The following is a 16246-nucleotide window of genomic DNA, read 5'->3' on the forward strand; positions in this document are numbered from 1 at the left end:
ACTTAGCGCAGTGGCTCTGCAACATCTGGTTCGATACCGAAATGCTCAACGGGAGAACCACCTTTCTCAAAGGTTATAGCGGTGCTAATACGAAGTGAAAGGTCTGGCCCTATGGGCACTGAGCGGGGACGTCCGCTACCACCACCGGTGCGTTCGCCGCGAACAGAAACGTGGGAAAGCCCCTTCAACCCAAGGATAAAATCTTCTGTTGCACTGTATGTCATGGAGTCAATCAGAATCTCGAGTGTTCCGAGCCATCGCGCGTTTGAAGAAGGACAAGTGTACCGAGCGAATACTGGTCCGAGATGTCCGCATCCGTCAGTGAATGAGGCTGAACCAATCTGCGTTTTTTCACGCAAGAAAAGGGACTGAAGTTCGCGCGCTAATACTATACTTCCACCCACGTTGCCTCGGAGATCTAGAAGCATATGTGAATATTTTGAGGAGCTTGCGCAGACGTCTTTAAAGAGAGATAAAAGCCCCGGCACAGGTGAAAAAGAGCGTAGCCCTATATAGGTAATACAATCATCCATCTGATTGACGTCAACTATATCCCTGAGAATGAGTTGTTGCGGATTCTCATCCCACGAAATCTGTTGAGAACCGTCCGGGCTAAAAGCGGTAAATCGTTGATAATCATGGTTTACCGTTAATGCTTTTCTAGCAGCTATCTGACGGTATTGCTGAGGTATAGCACCAGTTGTCGTAAGCCAACGCAGGGAATCTTCGACTCTAACCATCCACCCGGGTGCTACACCTGCTTGGTCAGCATCACTGTTGAAAGGCACCCTATCCAGAATGATGCCCGTTTCATAGAGACGGCCTCTGTAAGGAGGGACAAATCCCGAGAAACGATTTTCGATGATTGATGTGTGTGCATCCTGCAATTGAGCAATTAATTTCTGCGCCCAATACTTGAATTCATTCCAATCCTTTGGGGCAGGTTCATCAAACTGTTTGGCCCACTGCACGGGGTTAATCTTTCGTAGCTCGAAAGAGGGAAAGTATTGAGAACTTCATCGCGTATTAAATATGCAGCTTCTTGCGTAGTACACGGAGGGCTGTATTCCACCGAGTTTTTATCAGTACGAGCACGAGTGTGCAAAAGACTAAACGTTTGAAGTGCCTCGTCTTCATTGTCTGCATACGAAATTAGAGCTTTTGTACCCGGAAACCACTCTAATTCTGCGGCATCCATACCTTGGTGACGAGGTCGAAAAATCCAACGCGGAGCATAAGCGGGTGGTTTTTGAAAATAAACTTCGCATCCGAAAACAGTCGATAACTCTTCTACTTCAAGCTCAAGTAAAGTACGTATGTCTTCACTGATGAGCTGATGAGGGATATCTAGATAAAGCTCTTTTCCTTGTAAGACCTTCTTGAACTTACACATGATGATGCTCTACCGCTTCATCAGCGCTGTCATCATTGCCTCGAACATGAGCCGTGCGCTGGCGTTCGTGGTGATGCGGCGTCGGGTAACCGCGATGGTGTCAAGGTGTGCCAGCGTTGTTTCGGGGCGGGTATCACCCGCGTACTGCGTGAGTTGCTGCGCAAGATGCGCGTTCACCAACTGCGCGCCTGTCCCCAGCTGAAGGGTGAGCACATCGCGGTAAAACGTCTGCAAATCCACCAAAAAACGGTCGAGCGTATCGGCTTGAATACGGCGTGCTCGGCGTTTTTGATCCTCTTCAAGCTGACGAACTTGAGCTCGCATCGCCGGAGTAACGCGCTCGCCTTCAGCAATGCCTAAAGCGTCGCGGAGTGCCTGCAATTCGGCTTCGTTGCGGGAGGACGCGTCCGCGTCGGCTTCTTCTTCAGCAATGGTAATCAGGCGGTCGGCTGCGCCAATTGCTGCCGATGCTGAGCGCAGACGCAAAGGAATACCCACTACCTCTTCGCGGCGTGCGCGGGCGTCGGCGGCATCGGTGCTGGTAGACAGGCGCAAAGCGGTTTCAATGTTGCCTTGAGAAAGTCGTGCGGCGTGTTCAGCGAGTGCCGGCTCAACTCCGTGCCGGGTAATCAGCAAAGATGCGATATCAGCAACCGGGGGAATCCTCAGCTTCACCGGTCGGCAGCGTGAGCGGATAGTGATGAGAACGTCGGATGCGCTCGGTGAAGTGAGCAACCAGATGGTGTGGGGTGGTGGCTCTTCGATTGCTTTGAGCAGCACATTGGAGGTTCTCTCCGGCATACGGTTTGCATCTTCGAGAATGATGACGCGCCAGCGTCCTACGGAGGGACGGTCCTGCGCGCGGGTGACTAGTTCGCGGGCTTCTTCAATTTTGATGCTCACGTTTTGAGTTCGAAAACGCGTGAGGTCGGCGTGGCTGCCGCTGAGCACGGTGGTGCAGGACTTACACTGCCCGCATCCGCGATCGGCGGGGTTGGGCTGGTCGCACAAAAGAGCGGCAGCGAAGGCGAGTGCCGCGTCCTCGCGTCCTGAACCTGAGGGGCCGCTAAAAAGCCAGGCATGAGTGGGGGTGTCTAGAGCGGCGGCGCGGCGCAACTGCTCAACAACGGCGCCCTGGCCGATCAGGGATTCCCACACGCTCATTCTTGCTCCTGAAGTTTAGTGTGCACGGCTGATAGTACTTGGGCATGAACTTCGGCGATGCTTCCAGTGCCATCGATGACGGCGTATCGTTCAGGGTTCTGAACCGCAAGGGTACTAAAGGTCTGGTACAGAACAGTGTGGAACGTATCGGGCTCTGATTCCATGCGGTCAGCTGCCCCGCGAGCATCGGTGCGCGCGCGTCCTGCATCCAACGGAACATCCAACAAAATGGTGAGATCGGGGGTGAGGTTCTCGGTTGCCCACAGGCTCAAATTGACTACGTTTTCGATGCCCAGTTGGCGTCCTGCGCCCTGATAGGCGGCAGAAGAATCAATGTAGCGATCGCATAGAACGATGCCGCCGCGCTCTAGCGTAGGTTGAATCAGCTGGTGAGCCAGTGCCGCGCGAGACGCCGCAAAAATAAGAGCCTCAGTGTGGGCGTCCACCTCGCCGTGACCGTGTTCGAGCACGAGGGAGCGAAGCTTCTCGCCAATATCTGTGCCGCCGGGCTCGCGGGTAACGACGATATCAGGATGCGTGTTCTTCAGGGCCTCAGCGAGTAGCTTAACCTGCGTTGATTTACCCGAGCCGTCACCGCCTTCAAAGACGATAAAGAGTCCGGGGTAGTCACGGTTGTCTACGGTGTTTGGTTCAAAGTTGAGCGCGTTGTTCACGCTGTTAAGGGTATCAAGAACAGGCGAGGACGCTGCGCCCGGGTTTTGTTGCCGTGGCTTCGTTACTCGGCCTGCCGCATGAACATTTATTGAGCTTTCATCGCATTGCACATGCTACCTGTCTTACAGTAAATACATGAGTGAACAGAATAATCTTGAGAACAACCTATCCCCGCAGACGCGCGTCGTTGCCGGTGGGCGTCCTGCCCACGTTGAAAATGCGCCGGTGAACCCGCCCATTACGATGTCTTCGACCTTCTATCAGCTGGGTAGTTCTGATATCAACACCTACGCCCGTTTTTCTAACGATAGTTGGGACGGTCTTGAAGAGGTTATCGCTGATCTTGAAGGTGCCACCTTGCCGGGATTGGTGTTTGCCTCAGGTATGGCTGCGATTGCTGCGGTTCAAGATCTTGTGCCTGTTGGCTCTACCATTTTGATGCCAGCCCACACTTACATGGCATCTGTTACTTTGGCTAAGAATCTTGAGGCTCGCGGTATCGCCAAGCTGGTGCGTTTAGACCTTGAGAATACTGAGTCTGTGATTGCTGAGCTTGAGGCTGCGGCTGCTGAACGCGGTACGACGCCTGAGAACGTTAACTACGCGGCGCCGAAGGTGCTTCTCTGGATGGAAAGCCCCACCAATCCCATGCTCGAGGTGGGTGACTTGCCCGCGATTTTGAGTGCCGCAAAGCGTCTTGGAATTGTCAGTGCCGTTGATAATACGTTCGCTACTCCGCTGGGTCAGCAGCCACTGACTCTCGGTGCAGATGTTGTTGTTCATTCAGCGACCAAGTCGATTGCCGGTCACTCCGATGTGTTGTTGGGTATTGCGGTGACTTCTCACGAGGTTTTGCGCGCGGCAATGCACGCGCATCGCACGACGAACGGCGCAATTGCCGGTCCTTTTGAGGCGTGGCTGGGCCTTCGCGGTGTGCGTACCATGGCGCTTCGCGTCAAACAGGCATCTGACTCTGCACTGGTGTTGGCGCGGCGTTTGAGCGAGCATCCGGCGGTTCGCGCTGTGCGTTACCCCGGTCTTGAAAGCGATCCGGGCTATGAACGTGCGGCCGCGCAGATGAATCTTTTCGGGTCGGTTCTGTCTATCACCCTCGATGCGGATGCCGCGCAAACCGATGAGGTCGTTAAAGCTTTGAAGATTTGGACGCCGGCAACTAGCTTGGGCGGTGTGGAATCTCTAGTGGAGCGTCGTCGTCGTCACGGTGCTGAGCCGCACTCTATCCCTGAGTCCCTGTTGCGTCTGTCCGTGGGCATTGAAGATGTTGAGGATCTCTACGCTGACCTCACCCGCGCACTTTCGGTACTGGGCAAGTAAACGGTAGATTAGTTCTGTGAGTCCTCTTCTTCTTATTTACTATGTTCAGCTAGTTGTTGAGTTCGCAATGGCCGCAATTTTTTGTGGCATGGGAGTTTATGCCTTCATTGAGGCTTTGCGAGCTACCGATTACGCGTACGAGTCAGCTTTTAAGCGCACCAAGAAATTCTGGGTGGCAGTAACCGGTGCAAGTGCTGTAGCGCTTGTGCTGAATCTTTTGATGGTTGCTCGAATCGGTCATTCGTCGCTGTTTATTATGCTGATTGCAGCGACCGCTGCCGGTGTGTTTTTAGCGGACGTCCGCCCCGCTGTGGCTGTGCGACGCCGCCGCTAGCGTCCTTTATTTTTAGTAGCTTTACCCCGTGTGAAATCGCCATGGTGGGTATGTTTTATACTCCAAACGGCAATTTCGGGCGGGGTAAGTCTTTTTAAAACGTGTGGCGTTTGTTTGGATTTAAGGTTGGTTTTACTTCCATTGTGTGGGGTTTCAGTGAGATAATGAGTCCATGACTTATAAATTAGTATTGCTCCGTCACGGACAGTCAGACTGGAACGAAAAGAACCTTTTCACCGGTTGGGTAGATGTTGCACTCACCGAAAAGGGCCAGGCAGAAGCTAAGCGAGGTGGCGAGCTTCTTAAGGAGCGCGGCATCCTCCCCGATGTTGTACACACTTCACTGCAGCGTCGCGCTATTAACACCGCTAACCTGGCGCTGGATGCAGCAGACCGCCTGTGGATTCCCGTAAAGCGCAACTGGCGCTTGAACGAGCGCCACTACGGTGCGCTTCAGGGCAAGGACAAGGCTGAGACCCTTGAGAAGTACGGTGAAGAGCAGTTCATGACTTGGCGTCGCTCATACGACGTGCCACCTCCTGCTATCGATGACAACGATGAGTTCTCACAGGCTAACGATCCTCGTTACGCTGACATTGAGAACGCTCCTCGCACCGAGTGCTTGAAGGACGTTCTTGAGCGCATGCTTCCTTACTGGGAGTCAGACATCAAGCCCGATCTCGAGTCAGGCAAGACCGTTCTGGTTGCTGCACACGGTAACTCACTGCGTGCACTGGTTAAGAACCTCGAAGGCATCTCAGACGATGACATCGTAGGTGTTAACATTCCTACCGGTATTCCGCTGTACTACGAGCTGGACGAGAACTTCAAGCCCACCAAGGCTGGCGAGTACCTTGACCCCGAGGCAGCTAAGGAAGCCATCAAGGCTGTTGCTAACCAGGGTAAGAAGTAAGGCGTAGAGCTTTTTATCTCAAAAGCAGTGTCTCTCATTTTCTCTAGTGAAAATGAGAGACACTGCTTTTTTATTGTGTTGAGGTGCGTTCCTAGTTCTATAATTTGAGAATAGTTCTCAATAATTCAATACATAAAAGTTCCTTTGCCCGCAAAACATTAGCGATGAGCGCCGGCGTCCTTCGCCATCACCGGCGGCGAAAAGACTAATTCGCCCTATATCGTTCAACTGGTTATTCCCCAAGACGAGGGCAAAAAGCCAACCCGTTGCACGGGAACGGCTCTCAACGCCGAGTGGGTGCTCACCGCTGCGCACTACACCGAGGACGCGAAGACTCCCGACGGTATCTCCGTTTTCTACTCCAATGACAAGCAGAACCCGGGGCAGGCTATCTCTTCTCAGAATTACGTGGAGTCAAATGATGCCGACTTAGCTTTGATTCGTCTGAGTGCCTCTCACAAGTTGCCGAACTATGCACGGCTCGCCAAGAACCACAAATTCACCGCTGGCCAGACTGGATTTATCTACGGCTACGGACGCGGGTTTGAGGGAAAAACAATGGACTGGTTGCGTCGTGCGCAGGTGGAGCAGGTGTATACCGGTCACGATAGGTACTGGAATACTGTTACAAGCTCAAAGGCATTGATGGAATATCGAACCACGGAGATTCCGGCGGACCTTTCTTCGTCAACGACCAGTTAGTGGGTGTCAACGTGACGGGCTCTCATGTTGCAGATTTCTACCCGAACGAGGTATCCGGAAGTATGCAGTTAGCGCCGTTCGTGCCGTGGATTGAGCGCACTGCCGGCGTGAAGGCTCTTGAGTTTGAGAGGTAGGGAAAGAGGCTCCCACAAACTTCAGCTGGTGCCGGAAAAGGTGCGCTGAATTTTCTTGAGATATAGCTCAGGGGTGGTAGGTCGTAACCTGCCACCCCTGAGTGTTTATCGATGAACCGCTACAGAATTAGCGTCGTGCTTATGAAAGCGTGTTCCAGTCGCCGGTGACCAAGTAGGTTACCTTGCGTGCTACAGAAACGCCGTGGTCACCGAATCGTTCGAGGTAGCGGGAGGCAAGGGTGACATCTATTGTTACCTGGGCGTTGTGGCCCCACTCTTCAGCTGCTAGAGCGTCAAAGACACTCTGGTGTAGTTCATTGATGCGGATCTTAGCGGTTGAAATAGCATCAACGTACGCGAGGTCGCGAGTCTCAAGAAGCTGGATAACGTTCTTGATGATTTTCTTGTCGCATTCAATGATTTCTTCAAAAATCGGCACGATGGAATCTGGCAGTGCTTTGTCGGGAAAACGCATACGAGCGATTTGGGCAACGTGGCGGGCAAGATCGCCCATACGCTCCAGCGAAGAGCTCATGCGCAGGGTTCCCACAATCATACGCAGGTCGGATGCGACGGGACCCTGCAAAGCGAGAATGTCGATAGAACGCTCGTCCAACTGGTTTTGCAAAAAGTCGATGCGGGCGTCATTTGAGATAACTTCTTCTGCCTCTTGAACATCAGCGTTGAGGAACGATGAGCTGGCTTGGATGAGAGCTTGCTCTACCAGGGTTGCAATCTGGGTGAGTTCTTCGTTGACGTGTTGGAGTTCTGTCTGAAAGACTTTGCGCACGGTTTCAAGCGTCCTTTCATGAAGGTTTTTCTTAAGGAGCATTTTGTGTACAAAAATGCTCAGCATTTCATACCGATTTTTGCAGGTTCGTGTAAACAGCAAGATGTATCGAGGTGAACGTTAGCTGAACCGTTACTAAAAGCCTGAGGTTTTATTGGGATTTCAGGTCGTCTGTGCATAAGCTAAAGGGGTGAATCCAACCCTACTTGCAATTATTTCTGGTGTTATCGGGTTGGCTCTGGGATTTGTCAGCCTGTGGGCAGTGCGTAAAAGTGACCGTGAGCGAGCGGGCTGGGCAGATGTCGAGGAGCCAACTCTCTCTGACGGTGCCGCTGAAGTTCTGGCTGTTATTGGCAGAGCCTATGTTGTGGTGGACGCCGTCGATGGCGTTGTGCAGGCGTCGCCCGGTGCGTACGCTATGGGTTTGGTGCGTGGTCATACAGTGATTTCTGATGATCTCATCAAGATGATTCACACGGTGCGCGCTAAGGGTATTATCCAGGAGCGCGAGATTCACATTACGCGTGGTGGCCCCAGTAAGCGTCATCAATTGGTCGTTGATTTGCGGGTTGCGCCGGTGGGCGATGAGTACATCTTGGTGCTGGCAGATGACCGCACTGAGATCGCACGCGCACAGGCGGTGCGAAGCGACTTTGTGGCGAATGTGTCGCACGAGTTGAAGACCCCCGTGGGTGCGGTGAGCTTGATGAGCGAGGCTATTGAGGCCTCAGCCGATGACCCAGAGGCGGTTGCGCACTTTACGAAGAAGCTCCAAAAAGAAGCTAAACGGTTGAGTGCACTCGTGCAGGACATTATCGAGCTCTCTCGTTTGCAGTCCACCGACGTTGTCCGCCAGTCCCAGTTGGTAGATATCAATAATCTGGTGGCAGAATCCGTTGACCGAAACCGTCTGACGGCTGAAGACAAGTCAATCCAGCTTCAGGTGGGTGGCTCAGCGACGCGTCCTGTATACGGCGACCGCGAGCTGCTGGGAACAGCGGTGCGCAATCTGATTGAAAACGCCATCCGTTACTCACCAGAGAACACTAAAGTCGGTATCGGCATTACCCAGCGTGATGATGCCATCAAGATTTCTATTAAGGATCAAGGTCCCGGTATTCCTGAGGACGAGCAGGACCGCATCTTTGAAAGGTTTTACCGCGTTGACCCCGCACGTTCCCGTCAAACAGGTGGAACCGGGCTGGGGCTAAGCATCGTCAAACACGTGGTAGCGCAGCACAGCGGCGAAATTACTTTGTGGTCGGTTCCCGGTGAAGGCTCTACCTTTACCCTCTCTATCCCAGCGGTAGACCGCGTCACAGAACAAGACTTGTTAGAGACCTCCGCTCCTGCTTAGGAATCTCTACGTAGAATAACAACATCAATCCATCGGCAGTTTCTGCTGCCCTGTACATAAAGGACTGTAATGACCAGAATCTTGGTTGTTGAAGACGAAGAATCATTGAGCGAACCGCTTGCATTTATGCTGGGACGCGAAGGGTTCGACGTTCAAGTCGTCGATAACGGTATCGACGCGGTCACCGAGTTTGAGCGTGCTGGTGCGGATCTCGTGCTGTTGGATGTCATGCTTCCTGGGCAGTCCGGTATGGAAGTTTGCAAGCAGATTCGTGCAACTTCCGCGGTGCCTATCATCATGTTGACCGCTAAAGATTCAGAAATTGATAAGGTGCTCGGTCTAGAACTCGGTGCAGACGACTACGTTACTAAGCCGTATTCTGCGCGAGAGCTCATTGCCCGCGTCCGCGCAGTGTTGCGTCGTCGGGGAGCAGAGCCAGAAGAAACCGCTGACTCAGCTATTGAGGGCGGTCCCGTGCGTATGGACATCGAACGTCATATCGTGACGGTGAATGGCGAAACCGTTCCTATGCCGCTCAAAGAGTTCGAGCTACTTGAGATGCTTCTTCGTAATACCGGACGCGTGCTCACCCGCTCGCAGCTCATTGACCGAGTGTGGGGTTCTGATTACGTAGGTGACACCAAGACGCTTGACGTTCATATCAAGCGTTTGCGCTCAAAGGTCGAGCCAGACCCCTCAAGCCCGCGCTATGTTGTAACGGTGCGCGGCCTCGGGTACAAGTTCGAGGCATAAGCTTTAGCAAAGAATTTCAGTAGATACACGAATGCGCCGGGTAACATACCCGGCGCATTCGTTATTTCAAACTATGCTAGTTCGTTGATGATGCTGAAGGAGTAGCGGTTGAAGCCGGTGAAGTAGCCGGTGCCATTGACTGATCAGCGGTGGTGTTTTCTTCTGCCTCGAAGTCAGCGGCTGCTGATTCCGATGCTGAAGAAGAGGACGCTGCGTTAGGCAGGTAGGGTGCGTATTCTTTCAGTGAGCCGTCGAGAACGGGAAGGTTGAACGCTTCTTCGGTCTGACCGATGGTAGCTACAGATTCAATGAGCTCGCCGGGCTGCTGTGAAACGGTGTTCACAATAACCTGGTTCGCATTGTCTTCGAGCTTGATGTGCTTACCTGCGGGAACCTCGATAGAGAAGTTCTGGTCGCCAGCCTTGAAATTCACAGTCTGGTCTGTCTCACCCAGGTTGTATACAGTACCCAGAACGCGTCCGGGCTGGCCTTTGCCCTCAGAAATAACCATGATGTTGCGAACAGCCACGCGCTGACCCTTGGGCCACATGGTGAATGAGACACCGTCGCTTGCATCGTAAATCAAGGTGGTGGGCTGGGTGTAGATGTAACCACAGCCGGTGGTTGCGAGTAGGGCAGCTGCGAGAGCTACGGTTGCGCTCGCACGCTTTGCGGTCTTCGAAGCAGCGTTCTTCACGGCTCGTACTCCTTGCAAGGTGGTGTGAAGCAAAAGTCTTGACGGCGCAGTGTTTTCCTGAGAGAAGGTAAAACGAGTGTGTGCTTTAGCGCTGACAAGACAAATGATGTGTACGTTTTCTTCTAAAGTCTACCGGTTTATCGACGAAACGTCTTTATGCGCGCTCTAAATTTCATGTGTTTGACGCGGGAAATAAGTGGGCGAATTCGGCCTATCGAGTAGGTAGCGATATTGTGAGTAGCTATTCTCTGCGAGAAACCTATATACAGCCTTAAAAATCTCCGTGCTAGAATGGATAGGCTGAAAGGGGTTTATCCATATGCTTTTTGAGGTTGGCGAAACAGTCGTATACCCTCACCACGGTGCTGCAACTATTGAAGAAATTAAGATGCGCACGATCCGAGGCGAAGAAAAAATGTACCTGAAACTCAAGGTTGCACAGGGCGATCTTGTGATTGAGGTACCCGCTGAGAATGTGGACATGGTCGGTATGCGCGACGTTGTCGACGAAGTTGGTTTGCAAGAAGTAATCGATGTTCTGCAGGCTACCGACACCGAAGAAGCCGCCAACTGGTCGCGTCGTTACAAGGCGAACGTTGAAAAGCTTGCATCCGGCGATGTTTTGAAGGTCGCTGAGGTTGTTCGTGATTTGTGGCGTCGTGAAAATGACCGCGGGCTTTCTGCGGGTGAAAAGCGCATGCTGGCGAAAGCACGTCAGATTCTTTCATCTGAGGTTGCTTTGGCAAAGGATATTGACGAAGAAGCTGCTGAAGCTGAACTCGATAAGATTCTCGAGAACGTCTAAATCCGGTAAGCTCACTTGATGTGAGTGAATCAAAGTTTTTGAATGATACGGCGAAGACCGCTTCTGATACTGAAGCGGTCTTCGCCGTTATTGTTGTGGCGGCAGGTTCTGGGTCGAGGCTTGGACGCGGTATTCCCAAAGCTGCTGTCGAGGTCGCGGGCAAGACGCTGTTGCAGTGGGCTCTTGAGGGCGTTATTGCTGCGGGCATCGCATCTCGAGTGGTTGTGACGGTTCCCGCAGGCGATACAGTGCTTCGACAGGTCTGTGATCGGTTTGGCGCGCTGGCAGTTGAGGGCGGTGCTACTCGTTCAGAGTCAGTGACGGCAGCCCTGTCAGTGCTAAACGAAGCTCCTCTTCAAACCGGGTTCTCTGAGTCTCCTGCCACGAGCGTCCTTGTACACGATGCCGCCCGTTGTTTTACTCCGGTGAGTTCGTTCAAGAACGTGGCAGAAGCATTGGTAGCGGGGGAAAAGGCTGTTATTCCTGTGGTTCCCGTGGTTGACACCATTAAGAGCGTGGATGTGAAACAGGTCGTGACGGGAACACCTGCTCGATCAGAGCTTCGCGCTGTTCAGACACCTCAAGGGTTTGACCTTGCGACGTTGCTCGATGCCTATTCTGATTTATCTAGTTTGTCGCCTGAAGAAGCAGAAGCTGTCACTGATGATGCGATGCTGATTGAAACGTTAGGTATGCGGGTTTTGACCGTTGCCGGTCACGCGGATGCCTTCAAAGTTACTACTCCGCTTGATTTGGTTTTGGCGCAAGCACTTTACGAACACTAAGGATAACCATGAATTTACCGCTTGTTGGCACGGGAACAGACGTGCACGCTTTTGATACCGATGAATCTACACCGCTGTGGGTCGCAGGTTTAGAATGGCCCGGTTACGTTGGTCTTTCGGGGCATTCTGATGGTGATGTTGTGGCGCATGCCGCTGCTGATGCTCTGTTTTCTGCAACTGGTACCGGCGATCTTGGATCTAACTTCGGTGTCGATCGCCCCGATATGGCGGGTGCCTCTGGTGTTCGCATCCTTTCGGAAGCTGTAGAGATTATCCGTAGTCGCGGGTACGAGGTCGGTAATATCGCTGTTCAGCTCATTGGTAATAAGCCTAAGTTTTCGTCGCGACGAGAAGAAGCTAACAGTGTTTTGAGCAAAGCGGCGGGAGCGCCGGTTACGGTGACCGCTACTACCACTGATGGACTGGGGCTGACAGGACGCGGTGAGGGCGTAGCCGCGATTGCAACGGCTTTGGTGTATAAGAGGTAGGTACAAAAGATAAGGCGGGGAACTCGTAGGTGAGTTCCCCGCCTTTGTGCCCGCTGTGTGTCTAAAAAGCTGTTAAACCTCGTTGGTGTATTTTGCTCGTGCGATGGAGTAAATACCGTAGAGAATAAAGCCTAGTGCGGTGAAGATGAGCAGAACGACCCCGACGGGCTGAGAACCGATGGTGCGAAGCGCGGCGTCCATACCCGATGCTTTTGAAGGGTCGCTGGTCAGGGTAGCCCAGATGACCATAATGCCCAAGACCGCAAAGGCGATACCTCGCGCGATGTAGCCAACCATGCCTGAGATGGTAATAGCTGAGCCGACGTTACCTCCCTGAGCACCCGCTTCCAAGTCTTTTTTAAAGCGTTTGGTAGCACCCTTGAAAATACCGTAGGCACCTACGCCGATAATGATCAGACCTGCTAATGCGATCAGAATCTTGCCGCCGGGCATTTCAAGCACAGTAGAGGTAATTGATGATGCTTTCTTGCCGTCTGAGCTTGAGCCGCCACGAGCAAAGGTGAGGGTAGAGAATGAAAGAGCTAAAAAGACAACGCCCACGATTGCGCTTTTTACCTTGTCTTTAGCTTCGGGAGTTACGAACGCTTCAGCGATGCGCCATAATCCCAGCCCAACCAGGCCCACCGTCATGATCCACAGCAGAATCTGTCCGCCGGGAGTGGCGGCGATCTGCGCCATTGCTCCGGAATTTGAGGCTTCGCCGCCACCTGATCCTGTTGCAATGCGAAAGGCTATCCAACCAATCATGATGTGCAGGATGCCCGATACCACAAAGCCGACGCGCGCTGCCATGATGAGCGCGGGGTGATTCGCGGCTTTGGACGCGTTGTTGCGAGTTGCGTTCCTTTACTTTTTGTCCCTGTGTGTTGACCATAGACCTATTGTGCACGGGTAAGGATATCTATGCCGCCCATCTGCCGGTAAAACTTCTGGTTTTCTTTGTGGATTCGACCACCCATCACCGATGTTGTTCTCGTGAAAATGCACAACACGCTTTATCTTGCGTAAACTTGGTGCTGTGACTTTACGTTTTTATGACACTCGAGAAGCATCTGTCCGCGACTTTACGCCAGTACACCCCGGCGAGGCACGCCTGTATTACTGTGGCGCAACCGTTCAGGGCGCCCCGCATATCGGGCATGTACGTTCAGCTTTGGTTTTTGATCAGCTTTCGCGCTGGTTGACGTACCGCGGGTTCAAGGTGACGACTGTCCGAAACGTAACCGATATTGACGATAAAATTCTGGCTAATTCCTCTTTGTCTTTTGATGAAGGCTATGAGGGAGAGTTTGAGCGTGAAGAGTGGTGGGCTTTGGCTTACCGTTTTGAGAAGGTTTTTGCGCAGGCTTATTCAGCGCTCGCTATTGACCCTCCGACGTATGAGCCTCGCGCAACCGGTCATATTCCTGAGATGTTTGCTCTTATTCAGCGTCTTATTGACCGCGGTCATGCGTACCCTGCTTTGGATGACTCCGGTGATGTCTATTTCGATGTGCGTTCCTGGCAGGAATACGGTGCTCTAACGCATCAGAGTGTTGAAGATATGCAGGACGCTCCCGACGCGGACCCTCGTGGTAAGCGAGACCCTCGCGACTTTGCCTTGTGGAAGGGGTACAAGGTCGGCGAGCCTTTTACCGCGTCGTGGGATTCTCCGTGGGGACGCGGTCGCCCCGGCTGGCATCTGGAGTGCTCAGCTATGGCGGGTAAATACCTGGGTGAGACTTTCGATATTCACGGTGGCGGTTTGGATTTGCGTTTCCCTCACCATGAGAACGAAATGGCGCAGTCAACTGCAGCTGGCTATGGTTTTGCGAACTTCTGGTTGCATAACGGTCTGGTGACTTTTGAAGGCGAGAAGATGTCGAAGTCCATCGGCAATACAGTGTCACCGGCACAGATGTTGGAGCAGGCGCGTCCATTAGCAGTGCGTTATTACTTGGGTCAGGCGCATTACCGCTCTGTGTTGGATTACAGCCCCACTTCTTTGGCTGAGGCTACCAAGTCCGTTGAGCGTATCGAGGCTTTTGTTGCTGCCACTGCTGAGTTCCATACCGAGGATGCGCAGGTTCCAGATGCCTTTGCTCAGGCAATGGATGATGACCTCAACATTCCTCAGGCATTAGCAGTGCTTCATGAAAGTGTTCGGGCCGGTAATTCTGCCTTGAATAAGGGTGAGGATGTATCAGCTATTGCTGCTCAGGTCTACGCCATGGTTCGTGTGCTGGGCCTGTTGCCGTTGATGTCTGTCAGTGGGGCTGGCGCATCGAATGCTGAACATACAGCGTTGGATTCTTTGGTTCAGTCTTTGATCGAGGCTCGTGCAACTGCTCGTGCAGAAAAGGATTGGGCTCGCGCAGATGAGATTCGCGATTCATTGGCTGCCGCTGGAATCACCGTGAAGGACAGCGCCAACGGTTCTACGTGGTCTGTTGCGTAGAATCTAAGTAAAAGGTTTTTGAGTGTGCAGAGTGTTCTGCACTGTGTAAAGAAGGTTTGAAGATGGCTAAAGCTGGTAAGCGTCCTGGCGCTACTACTAAGAAGAAGGGCCCTTCTAAGGGCACCGGTGGTCACGGTCGTAAGGCACTTGAAGGTAAGGGTCCTACTCCTAAGGCTGAGGACCGCGTCTACCATAAGGCATATAAGATGAAGCGCGCCGCTGAGCGTCGTGCTGCTACGGGTACCACCGCTACTAAGCGTTCACGCTTGGGTGGTAAGCGCACTTCTGAGGAACTGGTGACCGGCCGCAATTCAGTGCTTGAGGCGTTGCAGACTGATATTCCTGCTAAGCACTTGTTCGTGATGAGCCGTATTGAGGTGGATGACCGCGTCCGCGACATTATGACTGAGGCGAATAAGAACGGCCTGCCGATGCTTGAGATTTCTCGTAGCGAGCTGGACCGTTTGACTGAAGGTGCAGTGCACCAGGGTGTTGCCTTGCAGGTTCCTCCTTATAAATACCCGGATGCGGGCAACTTGGTTCTTGATGTCATGGATCGCTGGCATGATGGCAAGATGCAGGCTCCTCCTTTGTTTGTTGCGTTGGATGGCATTACTGATCCTCGTAACCTGGGCGCGATTATTCGTAGCGTGTCAGCGTTCAGTGGTGATGGCGTGATTATTCCTGAGCGTCGTTCAGCTGCTGTGACTGCTTCAGCATGGAAGACTTCTTCGGGTGCTGCTGCTCGTATTCCTGTTGCAAAGGCTACTAACCTGACTCGAGTTATTCAGCAGGCTAAGGATGCTGGCATCTTTGTGGTCGGTCTTGATGGTGGGGGAGATATTGATCTTCCTCAGATGGAGCTTGCATCAGAACCGTTGATGGTTGTTGTTGGTTCTGAGGGTAAGGGTCTTTCTCGATTGGTAACTGAGAACTGCGATCAGATTGTTTCTATTCCGATTGACTCTGCAATGGAGTCGTTGAATGCGTCGATGGCTGTGGGTATCACCTTGTACGAGGTATCCCGTCGCCGCGCAGCGAAAAAGTAAATATGAAGACGAGAGTTCGGTGGACGCCTGATAAAGGGTCGCGCTGAGCTCTCGTTTTGTTTTCTGAGCCTGTAGAGACTGCACAGAAGGCAATGAGGACGCTAAAAGTGACTCAGATTAGTGTTGCGGAGCACTAAAACGGCTATTTGGTTAGGCTAAACAACTGTTTTCAAAGTTTTTCAAAAAACTTTTTTAGAGTTAATCTTGCTCTGACTAGGCATTTTGATATAATTACAAACTTGTAAGTAATGCAGACCACCGCATTTCAAGTTGCGGAGGGGTTTTGGTGTGCGTATAGTTGTATGAGTCGTCGCGGCGAGGGAGTGGGTAAAGCTCCTAGTCAGACGGTGGTTTTGAGAAGTTTATAGGGTTGTTGTTGCTGGTTTGTGACGGTGTGTTGGTCCTGTTGTGGTT

General features: G+C 52.5%; 19 protein-coding genes. 12 read left to right on the forward strand and 7 right to left on the reverse strand.

Annotated elements, in window-relative coordinates; translation table 11 throughout:
• Nucleotides 1-2: 2 nt before the first annotated feature.
• The 4 genes from HF984_RS11820 to tmk are packed head-to-tail and all read right to left on the reverse strand — an operon-like array spanning nucleotide 3 to nucleotide 3342.
• The gene (locus HF984_RS11820) at nucleotides 3-971 is read right to left on the reverse strand and encodes a S41 family peptidase (RefSeq protein ID WP_168614210.1); all 969 of its coding nucleotides are present in this window, start codon (nucleotides 969-971) and stop codon (nucleotides 3-5) included.
• Nucleotides 896-1393 (reverse strand): hypothetical protein, encoded by a 498-nt coding sequence (locus tag HF984_RS03060; RefSeq protein WP_168614211.1) that lies wholly within the window; start codon nucleotides 1391-1393, stop codon nucleotides 896-898. Before HF984_RS03060 ends, HF984_RS11820 begins: the two co-directional genes overlap by 76 nt.
• Before the next feature lie 9 nt (nucleotides 1394-1402).
• The gene (locus HF984_RS03065; protein ID WP_168614212.1) at nucleotides 1403-2557 is read right to left on the reverse strand and encodes a DNA polymerase III subunit delta'; all 1155 of its coding nucleotides are present in this window, start codon (nucleotides 2555-2557) and stop codon (nucleotides 1403-1405) included.
• Entirely contained in the window at nucleotides 2554-3342 is a 789-nt protein-coding gene (gene tmk, locus HF984_RS03070) for a dTMP kinase (protein ID WP_343947463.1), read from the reverse strand. The genes HF984_RS03065 and tmk overlap by 4 nt, the downstream gene beginning before the upstream one ends.
• Before the next feature lie 25 nt (nucleotides 3343-3367).
• Here tmk and HF984_RS03075 point away from each other — a divergent pair, with 25 nt between their 5' ends.
• The 5 genes from HF984_RS03075 to HF984_RS11825 all read left to right on the forward strand — a co-directional run bounded on the left by HF984_RS03075 (nucleotide 3368) and on the right by HF984_RS11825 (nucleotide 6650).
• On the forward strand, nucleotides 3368-4567 hold the full coding sequence (locus tag HF984_RS03075; protein WP_168614213.1) for a trans-sulfuration enzyme family protein: 1200 nt from the start codon (nucleotides 3368-3370) through the stop codon (nucleotides 4565-4567).
• A gap of 16 nt (nucleotides 4568-4583) precedes the next feature.
• Nucleotides 4584-4901, forward strand: coding sequence for a DUF2516 family protein (locus tag HF984_RS03080; protein WP_168614214.1), 318 nt, complete (start codon nucleotides 4584-4586; stop codon nucleotides 4899-4901).
• A 172-nt stretch (nucleotides 4902-5073) separates the two neighbouring features.
• The gene (locus tag HF984_RS03085) at nucleotides 5074-5814 is read left to right on the forward strand and encodes a phosphoglyceromutase (protein ID WP_168614215.1); all 741 of its coding nucleotides are present in this window, start codon (nucleotides 5074-5076) and stop codon (nucleotides 5812-5814) included.
• Between the two features lie 186 nt (nucleotides 5815-6000).
• Nucleotides 6001-6516, forward strand: coding sequence for a trypsin-like serine protease (locus HF984_RS03090; protein ID WP_168614236.1), 516 nt, complete (start codon nucleotides 6001-6003; stop codon nucleotides 6514-6516).
• Nucleotides 6516-6650 carry a hypothetical protein gene (locus tag HF984_RS11825; protein ID WP_343947464.1) on the forward strand — a complete coding sequence of 45 codons (135 nt, stop codon included), beginning with the start codon at nucleotides 6516-6518 and terminating at the stop codon, nucleotides 6648-6650. The genes HF984_RS03090 and HF984_RS11825 overlap by 1 nt, the downstream gene beginning before the upstream one ends.
• Nucleotides 6651-6789: 139 nt before the next feature.
• Here the strand turns inward: HF984_RS11825 and phoU are convergent, their stop codons facing one another.
• Nucleotides 6790-7440 (reverse strand): phosphate signaling complex protein PhoU, encoded by a 651-nt coding sequence (phoU, locus tag HF984_RS03100; RefSeq protein WP_168614216.1) that lies wholly within the window; start codon nucleotides 7438-7440, stop codon nucleotides 6790-6792.
• 190 nt (nucleotides 7441-7630) lie between these two features.
• On the opposite strand from phoU, the gene HF984_RS03105 reads away from it, so the two are divergent.
• Both HF984_RS03105 and HF984_RS03110 read left to right on the forward strand, forming a co-directional pair.
• A complete protein-coding gene (locus HF984_RS03105; RefSeq protein ID WP_168614217.1) occupies nucleotides 7631-8797 on the forward strand; it encodes a sensor histidine kinase in 1167 nt (388 codons plus the stop codon).
• A 69-nt stretch (nucleotides 8798-8866) separates the two neighbouring features.
• On the forward strand, nucleotides 8867-9550 hold the full coding sequence (locus HF984_RS03110) for a response regulator transcription factor (RefSeq protein ID WP_168614218.1): 684 nt from the start codon (nucleotides 8867-8869) through the stop codon (nucleotides 9548-9550).
• A gap of 76 nt (nucleotides 9551-9626) precedes the next feature.
• On the opposite strand, the gene HF984_RS03115 is transcribed toward HF984_RS03110, so the two are convergent.
• A complete protein-coding gene (locus tag HF984_RS03115) occupies nucleotides 9627-10247 on the reverse strand; it encodes a hypothetical protein (RefSeq protein WP_168614219.1) in 621 nt (206 codons plus the stop codon).
• 319 nt (nucleotides 10248-10566) lie between these two features.
• On the opposite strand from HF984_RS03115, the gene HF984_RS03120 reads away from it, so the two are divergent.
• Genes HF984_RS03120 through ispF form a run of 3 tightly spaced genes read left to right on the forward strand, consistent with a single transcriptional unit; the run spans nucleotide 10567 to nucleotide 12325 of the window.
• Nucleotides 10567-11052: a CarD family transcriptional regulator gene (locus HF984_RS03120; protein WP_168614220.1), complete on the forward strand. Its 486-nt coding sequence runs from the start codon at nucleotides 10567-10569 to the stop codon at nucleotides 11050-11052.
• 20 nt (nucleotides 11053-11072) lie between these two features.
• The gene (ispD, locus tag HF984_RS03125) at nucleotides 11073-11837 is read left to right on the forward strand and encodes a 2-C-methyl-D-erythritol 4-phosphate cytidylyltransferase (RefSeq protein ID WP_343947465.1); all 765 of its coding nucleotides are present in this window, start codon (nucleotides 11073-11075) and stop codon (nucleotides 11835-11837) included.
• An 8-nt stretch (nucleotides 11838-11845) separates the two neighbouring features.
• On the forward strand, nucleotides 11846-12325 hold the full coding sequence (ispF, locus tag HF984_RS03130; RefSeq protein ID WP_168614221.1) for a 2-C-methyl-D-erythritol 2,4-cyclodiphosphate synthase: 480 nt from the start codon (nucleotides 11846-11848) through the stop codon (nucleotides 12323-12325).
• Between the two features lie 72 nt (nucleotides 12326-12397).
• Here ispF and HF984_RS03135 read toward each other — a convergent pair whose 3' ends face one another.
• Nucleotides 12398-13138: a DUF1206 domain-containing protein gene (locus HF984_RS03135; protein ID WP_168614222.1), complete on the reverse strand. Its 741-nt coding sequence runs from the start codon at nucleotides 13136-13138 to the stop codon at nucleotides 12398-12400.
• A 226-nt stretch (nucleotides 13139-13364) separates the two neighbouring features.
• On the opposite strand from HF984_RS03135, the gene cysS reads away from it, so the two are divergent.
• Both cysS and rlmB read left to right on the forward strand, forming a co-directional pair.
• Nucleotides 13365-14783, forward strand: a complete 1419-nt coding sequence (gene cysS, locus HF984_RS03140; RefSeq protein ID WP_168614223.1) for a cysteine--tRNA ligase — start codon at nucleotides 13365-13367, stop codon at nucleotides 14781-14783.
• 62 nt (nucleotides 14784-14845) lie between these two features.
• Nucleotides 14846-15832 (forward strand): 23S rRNA (guanosine(2251)-2'-O)-methyltransferase RlmB, encoded by a 987-nt coding sequence (gene rlmB, locus HF984_RS03145; protein ID WP_168614224.1) that lies wholly within the window; start codon nucleotides 14846-14848, stop codon nucleotides 15830-15832.
• Nucleotides 15833-16246: the final 414 nt, after the last annotated feature.

The organism is Rothia terrae (assembly GCF_012396615.1).
Classification (GTDB): domain Bacteria; phylum Actinomycetota; class Actinomycetes; order Actinomycetales; family Micrococcaceae; genus Rothia; species Rothia terrae.

Bases quoted from the DNA above. Each gene is read 5' to 3' on its own strand.
- HF984_RS03060 (WP_168614211.1), bottom strand. From the start codon at position 1,393: ATGTGTAAGTTCAAGAAGGTCTTACAAGGAAAAGAGCTTTATCTAGAT.
- HF984_RS03085 (WP_168614215.1), top strand. From the start codon at position 5,074: ATGACTTATAAATTAGTATTGCTCCGTCACGGACAGTCAGACTGGAAC.
- HF984_RS03110 (WP_168614218.1), top strand. From the start codon at position 8,867: ATGACCAGAATCTTGGTTGTTGAAGACGAAGAATCATTGAGCGAACCG.
- HF984_RS03120 (WP_168614220.1), top strand. From the start codon at position 10,567: ATGCTTTTTGAGGTTGGCGAAACAGTCGTATACCCTCACCACGGTGCT.
- HF984_RS03075 (WP_168614213.1), top strand. From the start codon at position 3,368: ATGAGTGAACAGAATAATCTTGAGAACAACCTATCCCCGCAGACGCGC.
- HF984_RS03135 (WP_168614222.1), bottom strand. From the start codon at position 13,138: ATGGCAGCGCGCGTCGGCTTTGTGGTATCGGGCATCCTGCACATCATG.
- HF984_RS03065 (WP_168614212.1), bottom strand. From the start codon at position 2,557: ATGAGCGTGTGGGAATCCCTGATCGGCCAGGGCGCCGTTGTTGAGCAG.
- ispF (WP_168614221.1), top strand. From the start codon at position 11,846: ATGAATTTACCGCTTGTTGGCACGGGAACAGACGTGCACGCTTTTGAT.
- rlmB (WP_168614224.1), top strand. From the start codon at position 14,846: ATGGCTAAAGCTGGTAAGCGTCCTGGCGCTACTACTAAGAAGAAGGGC.